We start from the raw sequence: 16,364 nt of genomic DNA, 5'->3' as shown, positions 1-16,364 counted from the left end.
TTTCATTGATGTAAAGGCAACGCCGCAGCGATTTCGTTCTGCGGCGTTTGTCCATTCAGGGTATATTCCGTGTTTTACCCACTGGACAGCTTTATTATCATGGAACAGATCGATCAGCGTTACCTCGTGCAACAGAACAAAATCAGCGATGGCGAGACCAAGCCGCCCGTGTTTGCCAAGGTAATGCGCAGCAAGGAAGGCGTGTTTGAAGGCGTGTCCTTCATCAAGTCGAAGGAAAAGGCCTCCATCCTGACCATCGAAGAGGCCAACCAGGCCATCAGATGGGCCGGCAGCAAGAAGCCGAATGCGCATGAGTACATCACGAAAGTGATTTGCGTCGGCCAGTAAGCTGCGCGCCAACTACCGCTCATCCCCGTTTTTATCCAGTCCATCCCCGCATGGTGCAGTTCATCGCATGGTCGTTGCCGCCGTGGCGGCGCTTGACTATAGTGCTGTCACGGTAGCGGGGCAAGCACGGCTTGCTCCGCACATTTTATTCGAGGGGAACGCGATGCTGGGATTTGTGCTGTGGTTGCTGCTCTTGCTGGTGTGCTGGCCCCTGGCCTTGCTGGCGCTCGTGCTGTATCCGCTGGCCTGGCTGCTGTTGCTGCCATTGCGCCTGATCGGCATCGGCGTGGAAGGCGTGTTCGAACTGCTGCGCGCCATCGTCATGCTGCCGGCCCGCGTGCTGGGCGGCGGCCGGCGTTGAAATTTACTTCCCAACAATAAAAAATGGCGCCCTTGGCGCCATTTTCATTTCTCTCACTGTGCTGCTTACAGGTCGACCATGAAACCGGCGCCGATCGATTTCTGCGAATAGTTGTAGTCGATCAAGCTCTGGCCATAGCCGGAAAACAGTTGCAGATAGCCTTTCAGGTTGGCTTTCAATGGGAAAGCCCAGCTCGCCTGCATGGAACCATGTTTCTTGCTGAAATTGCGGCGGGCCGTCACGGCATACTCGTGACCCTTATTGCGGTAGCTCACGCGCAAGTCGCCATGTCCCATGTAATCGGTGATGTCGATATTGTCATTGTCGGACTTGCCATTGTCGAGGCGGTGCCAGACGCGCGTCGTGACGGCCAGGTTGTCTTTTTCCACGCCCAGCTCGGCATACACGCGGTTCCAGCTGCGCGACAGGGTCGAGGTCTGGCCATTCGACTGGTGCACCACGCCGAAATTCAGGTAATTGAATTCCACGCCGGCAAAGTTCTTGTTGATCGGCAAGACCAGCATCAATTCCGGCTGATAGTTGGTCTCGCGGAAGGGGCTCGAAGCCTTGCGGTTATACGCCTGCCAGAAGCTTTGCTGCGTGTAGCCGAACCACATGTCGATGGGCGTGCCGGCGATGTCTTCCAGCAACTTCATCTTGAAGCTCAGCTGGAAGGTCAATTCCACGTGCTGGCTCTTGACGCCGCCTGGCGTGAAATCCTGGAACGGCTCGTCGTTCGAGGCGTCGCTGTAGTTGGCCAGCAGCAGATAGGTGTCGCGGTGCGGGCGGAAGTTGAACAGGCCGCGCTTCGAGGCATCGTTGAGTTCCCACGATTGCTGCGTGCGCGAAATCGGTGCTTCCGGCGGCGCCGCGCCAGCCTGGGCGATGGCGGGAATGGCGGCGTTGACGGCGTCCGGCGTGGCCACGCCAGGCGGGCTGACAAGCGTGAGGGGGGCGACCTCGGCGGCCGCTGCCAGGGTCACTGCCGCTGCGGCGGGATCGCCACCGGCGGCGATGGTGGCCTTTTCCGCCGCCTTGGCCAGGGTGTCGAAGCAGCCCAGACGGGCGCTGGCGTCACCGAGCACGGCGCAACGTTGCATTTGCTGTTCCAGTTCGCCGGCCATGGCCAGAGCTGGCGACGCCAGCAGGGAGGAGAGAATTATTTTTCTTAGTCGGATAGTCATAGGCTGAGTGGGGCATGTCATTCGGTGCGCACCTGGGCTGGCATGCCGGCGGCGTCGCCTTGCACGAAAATTTACGGTGCGTGTTGATTTTGATTAATCTTTACTGGATTAATAAAGTTGAAAGTATAGCCGAAACTCTTGTTTGTCCTGTGCAACGCGCGTGCGCGTTAGTGTGAGTGTTGCGCGCACGGTAAAAACGGGTCACTGGACGCCCTCCAAATCGATGTCTGCTACACTGAAAAACCGACGCAAACCCGGTCGTGCCGGGGTAAGCCATGGAGATTGTGATGACCCGCAAAACACCTATCGAGCGCTACCGAAACATCGGCATCAGCGCCCATATCGACGCCGGCAAGACCACCACCACCGAGCGCATCCTTTTCTACACCGGGGTGAATCACAAGATCGGCGAAGTGCACAATGGCGCCGCCACCATGGACTGGATGGAGCCGGAGCAGGAACGGGGCATCACCATCACCTCGGCCGCCACCACGGCGTTCTGGAAAGGCATGGCCGGCAACTTCCCCGAACACCGCATCAACATCATCGACACGCCCGGCCACGTGGATTTCACGATTGAAGTCGAACGCTCGATGCGCGTGCTCGACGGCGCCGTGATGGTCTACGATGCCGTTGGCGGCGTGCAGCCGCAATCGGAAACCGTCTGGCGGCAAGCCAATAAATACCACGTGCCGCGCATCGCCTTCATCAACAAGATGGACCGGGTGGGCGCCGATTTCCTGCGCGTGCGCAAGCAGATCGGCGAGCGTCTGAAAGGCGTGGCCGTGCCCATCCAGCTACCCATCGGTGCCGAAGAGCATTTCACGGGCGTGATCGACCTGTTGAAAATGCGCGCCATCACCTGGGACGACGCCAGCCAGGGTGTGCAGTTCAGCTATGGCGAGATTCCCGCCGAACTGCGGGAACAGGCGCAGGAGTGGCACGAGCACATGGTCGAGCACGCGGCAGAGGCCACCACCGAGATGACGGAACGCTACCTGAATGGCGACACATTCACGGAAGCGGAACTCAAGCAAGCCTTGCGCGCGCGCACCATCCGCAACGAGATCGTGCCCATGCTGTGCGGCAGCGCCTTCAAGAACAAGGGCGTGCAGGCGATGCTGGACGCCGTCATCGAATACCTGCCGTCGCCGATGGAAGTGCCACCCATCATGGGCCACGACGAGCACGACAACGAGGTGGAGCGCCATCCGACGGACGAGGAGCACTTTGCCGCGCTGGCCTTCAAGATCATGACGGACCCGTTCGTGGGGCAACTGACCTTCTTCCGCGTGTATTCGGGCGTCGTGAACTCGGGCGACATGGTCTACAACCCCACCAAGAGCGCGCGCGAGCGGCTGGGGCGCATCTTGCAGATGCATGCGAACGAGCGCAAGGAAATCAAGGAAGTGTATGCGGGCGACATCGCCGCCGCCGTGGGCCTGAAAGCCGTGACCACGGGCGACACCCTGTGCGCCATCGACCACATCATCGTGCTGGAAAAGATGATTTTCCCGGAACCCGTGATTTCCCAGGCGGTCGAACCGAAGACCAAGCCCGACCAGGAAAAGATGGGTATCGCCCTGAACCGGCTGGCGCAGGAAGACCCGTCGTTCAGGGTGCATACGGACGAGGAGTCGGGCCAGACCATCATGTCGGGCATGGGTGAATTGCACCTGGAAATTCTGGTCGACCGCATGCGGCGTGAATTCGGCGTGGAAGCCAATGTCGGCAAGCCGCAGGTGGCGTACCGCGAAACCATCACGCGCACGGTGGACGATATCGAGGGCAAGTTCGTCAAGCAGTCGGGCGGACGGGGCCAGTACGGCCACGTGGTGCTGAAACTGGAACCCTTGCCGCCAGGTGCGGGCTACCAGTTCGTCGACGCCATCAAGGGCGGCGTGGTGCCGCGCGAATTCATTCCCGCCGTCGACAAGGGCATCGCTGAAACGTTAAAGGCCGGCGTACTGGCCGGCTACCCGGTCGTCGACGTGAAGGCTACCTTGACGTTCGGTTCCTACCACGACGTCGATTCGAACGAAAACGCGTTTCGCATGGCCGGCTCCATCGCCTTCAAGGATGGCATGCGCAAAGCCCACCCTGTGTTGCTGGAACCGATGATGCAGGTGGAGGCGGAAACGCCGGAAGAGTTCATGGGCAACGTCATGGGCGATTTGACGGCCCGGCGCGGCATGGTGCAGGGCGTCGACGACATCCCCGGCGGCGCGGGGCGCATCGTCAAGGCCCTGGTGCCGCTGGCCGAAATGTTCGGCTATTCCACCACCTTGCGTTCGCTGACCCAGGGCCGCGCCACTTACACGATGGAATTCAAGCACTATGCGGCCGTGCCCAAGCATATCCTCGATCAGGTGGCGGCGGCGGGCAAAGCGAGGTAGGTCGGATTAGCGGGGCCGCCGAGGCGCGCAAGCGCGTAATCCGACACCACCACCGGCTGTGGCAACAATGTTGTCGGCTTACGCGCTGCGCGCTAAGCCGACCTACGCTCAATGGGCTGGCGTACAGGGCTTTCCCATTTTCGGCGCTACTGTTACATTCACTGCCAGTCTACCAACACAGGAGAGAGCATGGCCACCGCAGAACAGAAGCAGGAAGGACAGCACCGCGACAGCAGCGACTTTGTCATCACGCAAACCTTCGACGCGCCGCGCGAACTGGTATTCCAGTCGTGGGTGGAGCCGGAGCGCCTGGCCCAGTGGTGGGGGCCCGTCGGCTTTGAATTGAGCGTGCTGGCGCTGGACTTGCAGCCGGGCGGCGTTTTCCACTACGGCATGCGCGCCGACAATGGCTACGAAATGTGGGGCAAGTTCACCTACCAGCAGATCGAAGCGCCGGAAAAGATCGTGTCGATCCTGTCATTCGCCGACCAGCAAGGCAATGCCGTGCAGCACCCCGTCAGCGCCACCTGGCCGCTGGAATCGTTCAATACCATGACCCTGACCGAGGAAAACGGCAAGACGACGATGACGTTACGGTCGACGCCGCACAAGGCGACGGATGAGCAGCATGAGACTTTCCTAGAAGGGCATGAGTCGATGAAGCAGGGGTTCAAGGCTACTTTCGGCCAGCTGGCACAGTATCTTGCCCGTGTTCAGTAGGATTGTATTGAACGCTGGCTATTAAAAACAGCGGGCCGGAGTCGCGGGCCTGAGAAAATGGCCATGGCTGCGTTGCTTGGGCTCGCCGTACATGCGTACTGTCTTCGCCCGCGCGCCTTGCCCTGGCCATTTTTCAGGCCCGCTGGGCCCGGGGAGCCTTGGTTTGAGGGGCGGGCCTGTTCTTGCTATCGTTGCCAGTTTGCGGTTGAGGGACGTCTGCTTTCGCCCCAAAGCGGACGCAGCGAATTCGCTGGATTTACATGTTTGGGTAACAAACGCTGTTGTTCAACGCATCCACAAAGGTTTTGAGCTTCCATTGCTCGTCCATCCCCAATCCGAAAACATTTCCAAATAGTTATCCAAATCGAACTCTTCATTTGGCAATGGTTCGGAGAAAATCGAATACCCAAATCCTTGCGTCACCCAATGACGCAAAATAGATGCATCGATCGCCTCACTAATCACGATGATGCCTAGTGCCCCGCCAAGGTCGGGAAATAGCGCCTGCGTTTGAATGGAATTTCCATCGGGGAGTTTGGCGCAGTATCCGACAAAAATACGAATACCTAACTCCTCGGCCGCGCGCGCCAACGATTCTTGCATACGATTCATCATTTTGGTTCTATAACTGGAATGTGATCGACTGGGGTGAACAGGGGGAGGTCCGCTTTTGGCCGGTTGCCGCTGTTGGCGGGGTCAGCCCCTAAGCGGACCTTTCAATGATGACCTCGAACTCGCGAACATAGTGTTCGGTAGGAAGAGCAGTTCCTGCTTCCTTGATCTCCCCAGTCAACTTGCTCACCATGAGCGGTCCATTGCCTGCCAGCGCATAGACATAGTCACCTGTAGCGACGAAACTCGCCGTGTTATAACCGTAAGCGAGAGTACCTGATGTCTCAAGTGGTTCAGGTATCAGCACTAACTCTTCTCCCCCCTGTCGTGCCAACCTGAGCAAATACTGCTCGGCAAGAGCGCGGCACTCTACATTGCTAAGCATTTTGGGCTCCTTGTGAATGACTGCTTCTGGCCGAACCCGGCCGACGGCGTGCAGGATAGCGGTTTGCCCATCTGTAAACGCACTAATTCTCACTCCAGGCTGGTGCCGCCCTGGAGCGAAAGGGCCGCATTTCCATGCACGTGTGGCCGTTTCGCGGCGGGGAAATCAGTTTAATTGCAAAATTACAATTATTGAAATACCCTCCACCCCTTCTACGGTGTCACGAGCTGCGCAGAAGCGCTGCCTTCGGGGATAAGCAGGGCAAAGTCGTAGCCGTTGATCAGGTTGAACATTTCAATGTCGCCCCCCGCCAGTTTGCGCGAGTCTGGCCGCAGTGACCGCAGATCAAAGAGAGACCAACTGCCGTCGGTGGCGCCTGCACTGGCCAGCAGTTTGAAGGCCGGGCTGTCAAGTTCGACTGGTGCCGGCTGATATGGCTTGCCAGCTCCCGCGAATCTCAGTTGCGTCCCCTTCGCCGCCAGCACGATCAGGTGCAGCGAGGTATGGCCCTGGCCATCGGCGCGTTCAGCCAGAAAGTTGCCAATGTCACGATTGTTGAGTGGATTAATACCCTTGTATGCGTGATTGGCGCCGACCTTGACCAGCAGCTTTTGCTCTTGCATGCCGAGCCGGGTTTCCAGGGTCCGCTTTAACAGCGTCAAACGCAGGCGGTTCGATAGGGCGCGATCGCCGGGCACTTTCGAGGCGCTTTTCTGATAGATGGCGCGGGTGGCCAGCAATGCATCGAGCAGGCCTCGCGCGGTGTGCTCTTTGGGGCTGGCAAGTAGTGGGCGCAACGAGGTCAGGTCCTCGGTTGAGGCCGACAGTATGAAGTACTCGAAGGGATTGCCGGTGGCTGCCGCCTTTTGAGAAGCGACAGCTTCCATTTGACGCAACGCTTCCAGCTTCGCGCGGGCGGCCGGATTCACCGGCTGGGCCAGCATCAGGGTGATCAGGTATTTGGCCGCACCGATGAATTCCTGATCGATGCCCCAGTACTCGAAGCGCGGTCCTGCGGCCCGGGCAAAGCCGGCGAGCATCTCTGCTTCCTGACGCATGGTGTAGAAAGCAATGGAGTCCGGATAGGTGGCGTCGAATCTGCCGATGGCCGCAACCGCGTCGGCGCCCTTGAGCATCGCTTCGAGCGCGCCCGTCACGGCTGGACCATTTTCAGTGACCAACGTCGTGAAGCCGGCCGGGGGCAAGGCATTGAAGTAGGCGGATGAAAACTGGGCAATCTCGGCGACACCGTGATTCTCGCCGAGGAGGACGTACTGCGCTTGGCGCGAAGCTTGCAGCAGCAGTGCCGCACCGGGTCCCGATAACGTGCCTTTGTCAACGGTGATAGCGAGCCGGCCAGCGGTGAGTTTTTCAAGGACGGCGGTATCGGCGACGGCCGAACCGGCAAAGCCGAGCGTCAGGGTGGCGGCAAGGAAGGCGAGACGGAAGAGCATAGTAGTGTGGGCCGGTCAGGGCGGTCAGTGAATGAGTCAACAGTGTAAACTGTCGCTAGCCAGGAACGTCGGCTCTTGGCCGGTTGCTGTCGTTGGCAGGTTACGCCCCAGAGCAGTCATTAGTTTTTCTGCTCATTCATTTAACTTTGACAATCAGGCGGAATAAAACGCCTGCGTCCTTCGGCCTCGTATTCCTCAAGACTTTGCAGTCCAATAGCCAAGCGGCGACGGTTGACCAGCTTTCGGTTATCGACCGGATCAAGTATTAAATGACAGCGATCCGACTTTGAAAATTGCGTCCCATACTCTTGCGGACGGCCTTCGTTGGCAGCGATGCGGTCGGCAAGATAGGCAAGATCACGCGGTGCTGCGATGCCGACTTTGACAGACGCCTCGAGAAGCCCTCTCGCAAGGCGTTGAAAGGCAAGGTCGCTGTCCGCATGTTGAGCCAGCAACCAGGCACTGTTACTGTCCTTCTTCGTTTTTGGCCAGCCACATGCTGCAATGATTTCCTTGAACTGCTTCAAGTTTTCGCTATCGATAGTGCGCCAGCGCCGTTGCAGGTCATCTCTTTCGGCGGCGGTGTTTTTAGGGTTCTGCTCAAGCAAGTTCGACTCTTGTCGGATTTGCTGGTCCGCACTGGCCAGCTCATTCAAGTGGGTGCCGACATTTTCACAGTCGAGTTGGTGAGCTGCTGCCTGCAAGGCAAAACCTAAAAGAACTAAAAAAACGAGTCGTTTCTGCACTGGCATCCTTTCAAGTTGGTACCGGATTGTCCGCTCCTGGCCGCTTGCCGTCCTTGGCTGGTTCTGCCCTGAAGCGTATTGATACGCTATCGAGCAAAGTGAGGTTTGAACTTAATTCTTTTTTGATGGCCAGATAAAAGCTATTGTTGCGCAAAATATACCGACAAAGGCAGCACGCCCCCAATCGAACTCATGAGCTTCCCCAAGGAAGCGAGTGTAAAGCAAGGTTCCGGTAGCAACGCCCAAACCAACACTGACGAACTGTGGAAATGTTTTTTTCATATGTACCCTCAATGATGCGATCTGCATCGTCACTATTTCAATAGACACTGCTGCATCTCTGAAAGGAGACCGCAGATTTACCACTCCAAGCGCAAGAATCTGGCAACGACCTCGTGTGGGCGGTAGCGGCTGACTGCGGCAATGAGCATAACGAATTAGTGAGCGAGAAAAGTCACGCATTGTCACGTCAACGTGATTGGCCGCTTCTGGCCTCACGACTCATCGCGCTCGGCATCGCGCTCGCGGCAGCTCAGGGACGCATAGTGCGCCTTGGGAACCTTGTTCTTGATCGCCACTTCGCGCAGGTTATGTGCAAAATCAATATGATCGGTCAGGGTGCAGCGGCTGGCGCGGGCGAACTGCTGCAGATTCTTGATGCTGCCATGGACTTTCAGCGTGATCCCGACGCCGGGGCTGGCGCAGCAGCCTATGTATTTGCTGCGGTATTCTTCTTCGATCAGCACCAGTTCGTGGCCCATGAAGGGCACTGGCTTGTCCAGCAGATAATAGTCGGTGTAGTCGAAGCGCTGGCGGGGCGTCTTGCTGACCAGGCCCGCGTGCTGGTAGGCGCGGATGGCCTGGCCGGACGTGCCCGTGCGCTCGGTCGTGCCCTTTTTGAGCTGCATGGCATGCAGCAAGCCGCTTTCGAGCGAGTGGGTATCGGCGGCGAACGCCAGGGCGGAGCAGGTGGCAAGCAGGGTGAAGGCGAGGGCGCGCTTCATTTCGCCTCCATTGCCAGCATCTGTTTGATCACCGGCAAGATCATCGGCCACGCATTCGACGTGGCCGCAATCTCGTCATAGTGGCTGGCGCCGGGCAAGATCAGCACTTCTGCATGGTCGCCGGCCAGCTTGGCTTTGGCCGCATAGTCATGCGCGACTCTGGGCGGGGAGATGGTGTCGAGTTCGCCCGTGGCCAGCACGGTGCGGCTGCCGTTGGGCATCAGGTCGGCGGCGTTGGTGTCGCTGTAGATGTCGGGACGCTCAGTGCTGGCGCTGCCTGCCAGTTGCGCGATGTCGCGCTCGCAACTGCTCTTGATCAAGTCCTTTTCATGGCGCAGGTCGGCCAGGCCGCCCAGGCTGAGGATATTCTTGATTGGCAGGAAGGTGTCGCGGTACAGGGGGCTGCTCTTCGGCAGTTTGTCCCTGCCGGCGATCCATTGCACCAGCTGGCCGCCGGCCGAATGGCCGATGGCGACGATGCGCTTCACGTCCAGCTGGTATTCGGGCGCGTGCTGCTGCAGGCTGTCCAGCGCCGCGTGCATGTCTTCATACGTGCCCGGATAGCCGCCGCCCGGCTCGTCGACGCGCCGGTACTCGACATTCCATACGGCGATGCCTTGCGCCACCAGGGCGCCGGCCACGCTGCGCATCTGCTTGATGCCGCCAAAGGCCACCGTCCAGCAGCCGCCATGCACCAGCACGACGACGGGGAACGGTCCGCTGCCCTCGGGCCGGAACAGCTGCGCGTATTGCGACGGCGCGGGGCCATACGCGATCTGCGCCGTGGGGACGGGGCCGTTCAGGGCCAGGTAGTCGTCCAGGCTCATGGGGGCGGCGACGGCGCCGTGGACGCAGGCGAGCAGGGCGGTGGCGATCAGGGAGGATGGCAGGGACGTGGGCATCGTTGGTTTCGCTTGAGAAGAGAGCAACACTTTAGCATAGGGCCGCGTGGACGCCGGGATCAAGCGGCACGCTGTTTTCCCCTAGAAGAGGGGTGCCCCATGGTATATTCCGGGCATCAGTTTTCCCCATATCGACACGGTGCACGCAAACAACATTCTTTCCTTGCTGGACGCCGAGCATAGTGCGCTGGGCAGTATCGCGGCAGGCGCCGACCTGGCCCATGCATTGGAGCATTTGTTGCTGGCGTTGCAAGACCTGGCCGATGGCGGCGCGCATGCCTGCCTGCTGCTCATCGACGAGGCCGACCGCTTTTGCGGCTTGGCCGCGCCCAGCCTGCCACAAGACCTGTGCCTGGCCTTGCGCCACGGCGGTGAGCAGCCTTCGCCGTTCGGCACGGCGGCCTTTTCCGGCGCGCCCGTGTATTGCGGCGACATCACGCGCGACGTGCACTGGAGCGCGGGCCGCAAGGAAGCCATGCTGCACGGCTACCGCGCCTGCTGGGTCGCCCCCGTGTTCGGCGCCAAAGGGCATATCCTGGGCGTGCTGGGCCTGTTCTTCCCCGCGTCATGCCATCCCACGCAACCCGAAATCGAATTGCTGGCGCTGGCTGCGCGCGTGGCCGCGCATGTCATCGAGCGGGGCCAGCTGGAAAGAGCGCTGCACGACAGCCGCGAACACTTTCATTACGCCATAGAACTGAACACGCAAGTGCTGTGGACGGCCGACATCGACGGCAAGCTCGACTATGTGGCGCAGCGCTGGCGCGAATGGACGGGCGGCAATGGCTTGGGCACCAGCTGGATGGACGCCATCCACCCCGACGATGTGCCCCGCGCATTGGCGGCGTGGAGCGCAGCGGTGGGCAGTGGCCAGCCCCTGGACCAGGAAATGCGCGTGCGCCGCCAGGACGGCCGCTACCGCTGGGTGCACTCGCGCGCGTATTGCCGGCTCGACGAGCGGGGCCAGCCCGTGAAATGGTATGGCTCGTGCGAAGACATCGACGAGCACTGGCAGGCGCGCAATGCCTTGCTCGACAGCGAGGCACAATTCCGTTCGCTTGCCTCGACCATGCCCAACCAGGCCTGGCTGGCGCATGGCAGCGGCGCCACCTACTGGGTCAATGAGCAGGTGTGCGAGTACACGGGGCAATCGCTGAAGTCGCTGGTCACCAGCGGCTTTCGCCAGTGCGTGCATCCGGACGACGTGCAGGCCACGCAGACTAGCTGGGAGCGGGCCGTCGCCACGGCCAGCGCCTACGAACACGAGTTCCGCATGCGCCGCGCCAGCGACGGCGCCTACCGCTGGTTCCTGGCGCGCGCCTTGCCCCTGTTCGACGAGGCGGGCACGGTGCTGCGCTGGGTGGGCACGAATACGGACGTGCAGGAACATAAAAACGTGCTGGAAAAGATGGCCTACCTGAATTCCTCGCTGGAAGTGGAAATGGCCAACCGCACGGCCGACCGTGACCGCATGTGGCGGCTGTCGACCGACATCATGCTGGTGGCGGACCTGGCCGGCATGATCATCGCCGTCAATCCCGCCTGGAGCAAGATCCTGGAGCGGCCGGAAATCGAATCGCTGGGCATGGATTTCATCAGCCTCGTGCATCCGGACGACCGCATGGCGGCCTTGCAGGATTTGTCGCGCCTGGCCCATGGCGCGCCCACCTTGCGCATGGAAAACCGCTACCGGCGCCGCGATGGCGGCTACCGCTGGATTTCCTGGACGGCCGTGCCGGCGCAAAAGCTGATCCACGCCATCGGCCGCGACGTCACCGATGAAAAAGAGGCGCGGCTGGCGCTGGTGCGCAGCGAGCAAGCGTTGTTGCAGGCGCAAAAGCTGGAATCGATCGGCAAGCTGACGGGCGGCGTGGCCCACGATTTCAATAACGTGCTGCAAATCATTTCCGGCAATTTACAGTTGCTGAAACTGACGGTGGCCGATAATCCTCAGGCCGCCAGACGCCTCGATTCGGCCGCCTCGGCCGTCGAGCGGGGCGCCAAGCTGTCGTCGCAACTGCTGGCCTTTGCGCGGCGTCAACCGTTGAAGCCGCTAGTGACGGACCTGGGCCGCCTGCTACGCCGCATGCATGAGCTGATCCGCCGCGCCCTGGGCGAAGCAGTCACCGAGGAAACCTTCATCAGCGACGGCTTGTGGCATACCCTGGTCGACCCGAACCAGATGGAAAATGTGCTGCTGAACATGGCCATCAATGCGCGCGACGCGATGGAAGGGGGCGGACGCCTGACGTTCACCTTGAGCAATGTCACGCTCGATGCGGCCTACGCCAGCCTGCATGCCGACGTGCTGGAGGGACAATATGTGCTGCTGACCATCACCGACACGGGCCATGGCATGGAGCGCGACGTGATCGACCAGATTTTCGAACCGTTCTTCACCACCAAGCGCGAAGGCGAGGGTACGGGCCTGGGCCTGTCCATGGCCTACGGCTTCATCCGCCAGAGCGCGGGCCACATCAAGGTGCACAGCGCGCCCGGTGCCGGCACGACGTTTAAAATTTACCTGCCCCGTTCGCTGGAAAAGCTGGCCGAACCGCCAGCGGACCTGACGGGCCCCGTGCTGGGCGGCGGCGAGACCATCCTCGTGGTGGAAGATGATGCGCCCGTGCGGCACACGGTGGTCGACATGCTGCGCGGCCTGGGCTACGACGTGCTGCATGCGGACGACGGCGCCTCGGCGCTGGCTCTGCTGGGCACGGGCGTGGCCATCGACCTGCTGTTTACGGACGTGGTCATGCCCGGTCCCGTCAGCAGCAAGGAGCTGGCGCAGCAAGCGCGGCTGCTGCTGCCGGAGCTGGCCGTGCTGTTTACCTCGGGCTACACGCACAACGCCATCATGCAGGGCGGGCGCCTGGACCCGGGCGTGGAGCTGTTGAGCAAGCCTTACCAGCGCGAAGACCTGGCGCGGCGCATCCGCCATGTGCTGGCCGACCGCCGCCTGGTGGGCGCGCCCGACCCGTCGGGGCGACGCATCCTGCTGGTGGAAGACAATGACGATGCGCGTGAAATGACGACCGAGATGCTCAATATGCTGGGGCATACCGTGCATGGCGTGGCCAGCGCCGAGGCAGCCTTGCCCCTGCTGGCCATGCCGGGCCTGGAAGTGCTGGTGACGGACATCAGCCTGCCCACCATGTCCGGCCTGGAACTGGCGCGCCATGCGCGCGCCCACTGGCCGCAATTGGAGGTGGTGTTTGCGTCCGGGCACGACTGGGGAGCCAGCCTGATGCAGGACGCCAGCGCGCGCTTCCTGCGCAAACCGTTTGGCCTGGAAGAGCTGGCCGGCGCACTGAAGGCGCGCCGGCTCGACGTTTACTAAGCGCTAAGCCGGCGGCAGCAAGGCGTGCTGCAATTGCTCGACGGTAAATGGTTTGACGAGGAAGCGTGCGGCCGGGTCCAGTACGCCGGAATTGGCCGGTGCATGGCCCGTGGAAAAAACCACTTCCAGTTGTGGATAGTCGCGCGCCGCCAGCTCGGCCAGCTCGACGCCCGACATGTGCGGCAGGCTGATATCGGTCAGCAGCAGTTCCAGTCCCGGTGTGCCCAGCAGGGGCAATGCTGCCTCGGCCGTGCCCACGGCCAGCACCGTGTGTCCCAGCATGGCCAGCAGTTCGCTCGTCATGGCGCGCGCATCCGCATTGTCTTCCACCAGCAAGATGTGCGCATACCTGGCCGCACACCCGTCCGCGCCCCCGGCAGCGCCGGCGTGAGCGGCTGCGGCGCCAGTTGCGCGCGGTACTGGTGCAGGGCAGTCACGTGGCGGCCGTTGGCCAGCAGGTGGCGGATGCGCCGCGCCAGGTCTTCGCGCCGGTACGGCTTGCTCAACAACTCGACGCCCGGCTCCAGGCGGCCGCCCTGCATGATGGCGTCCTGCGTGTAGCCCGAGGTAAACAGCACGGCCAGATGCGGCAGCAGCAACCGGGCCTGGCGCGCCAGTTCCGTGCTGGCGACCTTGCCAGGCATCACCACGTCCGTAAACAGCAAATCGATGGGGACGCCGCTGCCGACGATGGCCAGCGCGCTTTCGCCATCGCTGGCGCGCAGCACGCCATAGCCGAGGCCGCGCAACATGTCCACCACCGTCGTCTGCACCTGCACGTCGTCTTCCACGACGAGTATGGTTTCCTTGCCACCGAGAACGGGGCCGCTCAATTGCAGCGGCAATTCCGTTTCCGCTTCGAGCGAGCGCGGCAGGTAGATGCGGAAGGTGCTGCCATGGCCGGGCACGCTGTCCACCGTCAGGTGGCCGCCGCTCTGGCGCAGGAAGCCGTACGCCATGCTCAAACCCAGGCCCGTGCCTTCGCCTTCCTTCTTCGTCGTGAAGAACGGTTCGAAAATCTTGTCCAGCAAGTCGGCGGGAATGCCCGTGCCTGTATCCGAGACGGTCAGCTGCACGTAATCGCCGGGCGCCACGTCCGCATGGCGCGCCGCATAGTCGCTGTCCAGCACGCTGTTGCCCAGTTCGATGGTCAACTGGCCCTGGCCATCCATCGCGTCGCGCGCGTTGATGGCCAGGTTGAGGATGACGTTTTCCAGCTGGTGCGGGTCGACCAGGGCGCGCCAGCAGTCGTCGGCCAGCAGCAAACGTGTTTCGATGCTTTCGCCCGTGGCGCGCCGCAGCAGCTCTTCCGTCGAACGCAGCAGTTGCGCCAGGTCCGTCACCAGCGGTTTCAATGGTTGACGCCGCGCAAAAGCCAGCAGCTGGGCCGACAGCTTGGCGCCCCGTTCCACGGCGTCCGAGGCGCTGGCGATGCGTTTGGCGGCCAGCGGGTCGTCGTCCAGGGTCATTTGCAGCAGTTGCAGATTGCCCGAGATAATTTGCAGCACGTTATTGAAATCATGGGCCACGCCGCCCGTCAGCTTGCCCAGCGCTTCGAGTTTTTGCGATTGCAGCAGGGCCATCTCGCTGTGGCGCAACGATTCCTGCATGCTGCGCAAGGTGCTTTGCGCTTCCTTTTCCAGCGTGACATGGCGCCCGGTGGCAAACACCAGGTCGCCTTCGGGCGCCGCTACCCACGACAGCCAGCGGTGGCCGCCCTCGCGGTGCCGGTAGCGGTTTTCAAAGCTGGGCATGGCTTCCTGCGTCACGTGCGCCAGCGCCAGGCGCGTGGCGGCGGCATCCTCGGGCAGCACGAAGTCGAACAGGCTGCGGCCCAGCATTTCCTCGGGCAGCCAGCCCAGGATGGCGGCCGAGGCCGGGTTGACGGCGGCAAAGCAGCCATCGGCATCGATGGCCACCATCAGGTCTTGCGCGCTGCGCCACAGCCGCTCGCGCTCGCTGTTGCGCGCGGCCAGGTCCGCTTCCAGCTTCTTTTCCACGGTGATGTCACGCGCGCTGCAATACACCTTCTCGCCCTCGGGCACGGCCACCCACGACAGCCAGTGCCAGCCGCCCAGCTTGTGGCGGTAACGGTTTTCGAAGCGCAGCGCCGGCTGGCCCTGGTTGGCCGCCTCCCAGGCCGCATGGGTGCGCGGCAAATCGTCCGGGTGGACCAGTTCCAGAAAGCGCGTCGTGCGGATTTCCTCCACCGACCAGCCCAGCGTGGCTTGCCAGGCGGGGTTCGAGTGCTCGAAATAGCCGTCGAGGTTGAGCACGCCCAGCAAATCGGGGCTGACGTTCCAGGTGCGGCCAAATTCGCGCGTGCGCTCGGCCACCTGCATTTCCATGCTGGCACTGAGCGCGCGCAAGCGCGATTCCGCCTGCGCCCGCAAGATGGTCGACCAGACCCGTTCCGACACTTGCACCGCCAGTTCGATCTCGTCCGCATGCCACAGGCGCGCCGCGCGGCTGTGCACGACGAACAGGGCGCCCAACCGGCCCTCCTTGGCGATGGGAATGTTCAGGAAGGCACGGATGCCCAGGCGCGCAAACGTGGCCAGCGCGGCCGGCGTTGCCGTGCGCGGGTCGCTGGCCACATCGCTGACGGCCAGCGCCTGGCCCGCGGCCAGCGCATCGGCCAGGCGGGCGGCATAGTCGCCAAGGAAATATTCGCCGGCGGCACCGGGCGCCAGGCCATCGCTCCACGCATGCTGCAGGGTGGAGCATTGCAGGGTCTGGTCGATATCGAAACAGGCCACTTGCTGTGCGCCCAGGCGCTGGCCCAGCAGCTGCGCCGACAGCGAGAGGATTTCGCCCGTGTCTTGCAGCAGCCGGAGCCGGCGTTCCAGTTGCAGCAAAAAGGCCACGCCGCTGGTGCCGGCCTGGCTGCGGGGGGCAGGTGTGCTGCTCAT

At 61.9% G+C, this 16,364-nt stretch carries 15 protein-coding genes; 5 read left to right on the top strand and 10 right to left on the bottom strand.

From position 1 onward, the window contains the following. The first annotated feature begins 99 nt into the window (after nt 1–99). Both C8C92_RS15535 and C8C92_RS15530 read left to right on the top strand, forming a co-directional pair. The gene (locus C8C92_RS15535; protein ID WP_116744499.1) at nt 100–348 is read left to right on the top strand and encodes a hypothetical protein; all 249 of its coding nucleotides are present in this window, start codon (nt 100–102) and stop codon (nt 346–348) included. A gap of 163 nt (nt 349–511) precedes the next feature. Then, nucleotides 512–709 (top strand): hypothetical protein, encoded by a 198-nt coding sequence (locus C8C92_RS15530; protein WP_096235523.1) that lies wholly within the window; start codon nt 512–514, stop codon nt 707–709. A gap of 65 nt (nt 710–774) precedes the next feature. Here the strand turns inward: C8C92_RS15530 and C8C92_RS15525 are convergent, their stop codons facing one another. Next, nucleotides 775–1,809 carry a phospholipase A gene (locus tag C8C92_RS15525; RefSeq protein ID WP_243420234.1) on the bottom strand — a complete coding sequence of 345 codons (1,035 nt, stop codon included), beginning with the start codon at nt 1,807–1,809 and terminating at the stop codon, nt 775–777. Nucleotides 1,810–2,180: 371 nt separating this feature from the next. Between C8C92_RS15525 and fusA the strand changes: the two genes are divergently transcribed. Together fusA and C8C92_RS15515 are read left to right on the top strand one after the other, a co-directional pair. Then, complete coding sequence (gene fusA, locus C8C92_RS15520; protein WP_116744498.1) at nt 2,181–4,289, top strand: elongation factor G; 2,109 nt, start codon at nt 2,181–2,183, stop codon at nt 4,287–4,289. A 189-nt stretch (nt 4,290–4,478) separates the two neighbouring features. Next, a complete protein-coding gene (locus C8C92_RS15515) occupies nt 4,479–5,009 on the top strand; it encodes an SRPBCC domain-containing protein (RefSeq protein ID WP_116744497.1) in 531 nt (176 codons plus the stop codon). 285 nt (nt 5,010–5,294) lie between these two features. Here the strand turns inward: C8C92_RS15515 and C8C92_RS15510 are convergent, their stop codons facing one another. The 7 genes from C8C92_RS15510 to C8C92_RS15480 all read right to left on the bottom strand — a co-directional run bounded on the left by C8C92_RS15510 (nt 5,295) and on the right by C8C92_RS15480 (nt 10,112). After that, complete coding sequence (locus tag C8C92_RS15510) at nt 5,295–5,624, bottom strand: hypothetical protein (protein WP_133250768.1); 330 nt, start codon at nt 5,622–5,624, stop codon at nt 5,295–5,297. Nucleotides 5,625–5,712: 88 nt separating this feature from the next. Further along, the gene (locus C8C92_RS15505) at nt 5,713–6,006 is read right to left on the bottom strand and encodes a YrhB domain-containing protein (RefSeq protein ID WP_116744495.1); all 294 of its coding nucleotides are present in this window, start codon (nt 6,004–6,006) and stop codon (nt 5,713–5,715) included. Nucleotides 6,007–6,218: 212 nt separating this feature from the next. Next, nucleotides 6,219–7,460: a hypothetical protein gene (locus C8C92_RS15500; protein ID WP_116744494.1), complete on the bottom strand. Its 1,242-nt coding sequence runs from the start codon at nt 7,458–7,460 to the stop codon at nt 6,219–6,221. Nucleotides 7,461–7,600: 140 nt separating this feature from the next. After that, nucleotides 7,601–8,206 carry a DUF6624 domain-containing protein gene (locus tag C8C92_RS27255; protein ID WP_133250767.1) on the bottom strand — a complete coding sequence of 202 codons (606 nt, stop codon included), beginning with the start codon at nt 8,204–8,206 and terminating at the stop codon, nt 7,601–7,603. A 111-nt stretch (nt 8,207–8,317) separates the two neighbouring features. After that, nucleotides 8,318–8,488, bottom strand: coding sequence for a hypothetical protein (locus C8C92_RS27485; protein ID WP_165829455.1), 171 nt, complete (start codon nt 8,486–8,488; stop codon nt 8,318–8,320). A gap of 212 nt (nt 8,489–8,700) precedes the next feature. Beyond that, nucleotides 8,701–9,210 carry a hypothetical protein gene (locus tag C8C92_RS15485; RefSeq protein WP_116744491.1) on the bottom strand — a complete coding sequence of 170 codons (510 nt, stop codon included), beginning with the start codon at nt 9,208–9,210 and terminating at the stop codon, nt 8,701–8,703. Further along, a complete protein-coding gene (locus C8C92_RS15480; RefSeq protein WP_116744490.1) occupies nt 9,207–10,112 on the bottom strand; it encodes an alpha/beta hydrolase in 906 nt (301 codons plus the stop codon). Before C8C92_RS15480 ends, C8C92_RS15485 begins: the two co-directional genes overlap by 4 nt. Nucleotides 10,113–10,251: 139 nt before the next feature. On the opposite strand from C8C92_RS15480, the gene C8C92_RS15475 reads away from it, so the two are divergent. Beyond that, a complete protein-coding gene (locus C8C92_RS15475) occupies nt 10,252–13,452 on the top strand; it encodes a PAS domain-containing protein (protein ID WP_243420233.1) in 3,201 nt (1,066 codons plus the stop codon). 3 nt (nt 13,453–13,455) lie between these two features. On the opposite strand, the gene C8C92_RS15470 is transcribed toward C8C92_RS15475, so the two are convergent. Further along, complete coding sequence (locus tag C8C92_RS15470) at nt 13,456–13,755, bottom strand: response regulator (protein WP_133250766.1); 300 nt, start codon at nt 13,753–13,755, stop codon at nt 13,456–13,458. After that, complete coding sequence (locus C8C92_RS15465; RefSeq protein ID WP_165829454.1) at nt 13,752–16,364, bottom strand: PAS domain-containing protein; 2,613 nt, start codon at nt 16,362–16,364, stop codon at nt 13,752–13,754. The genes C8C92_RS15470 and C8C92_RS15465 overlap by 4 nt, the downstream gene beginning before the upstream one ends.

This window comes from Janthinobacterium sp. 78 (genome assembly GCF_003096775.1).
Taxonomy (GTDB): domain Bacteria; phylum Pseudomonadota; class Gammaproteobacteria; order Burkholderiales; family Burkholderiaceae_D; genus Janthinobacterium; species Janthinobacterium tructae.
The sequence above is the reverse complement of the archived record's forward strand: the minus strand, read 5'-3'. Positions and strand labels throughout refer to the sequence as shown.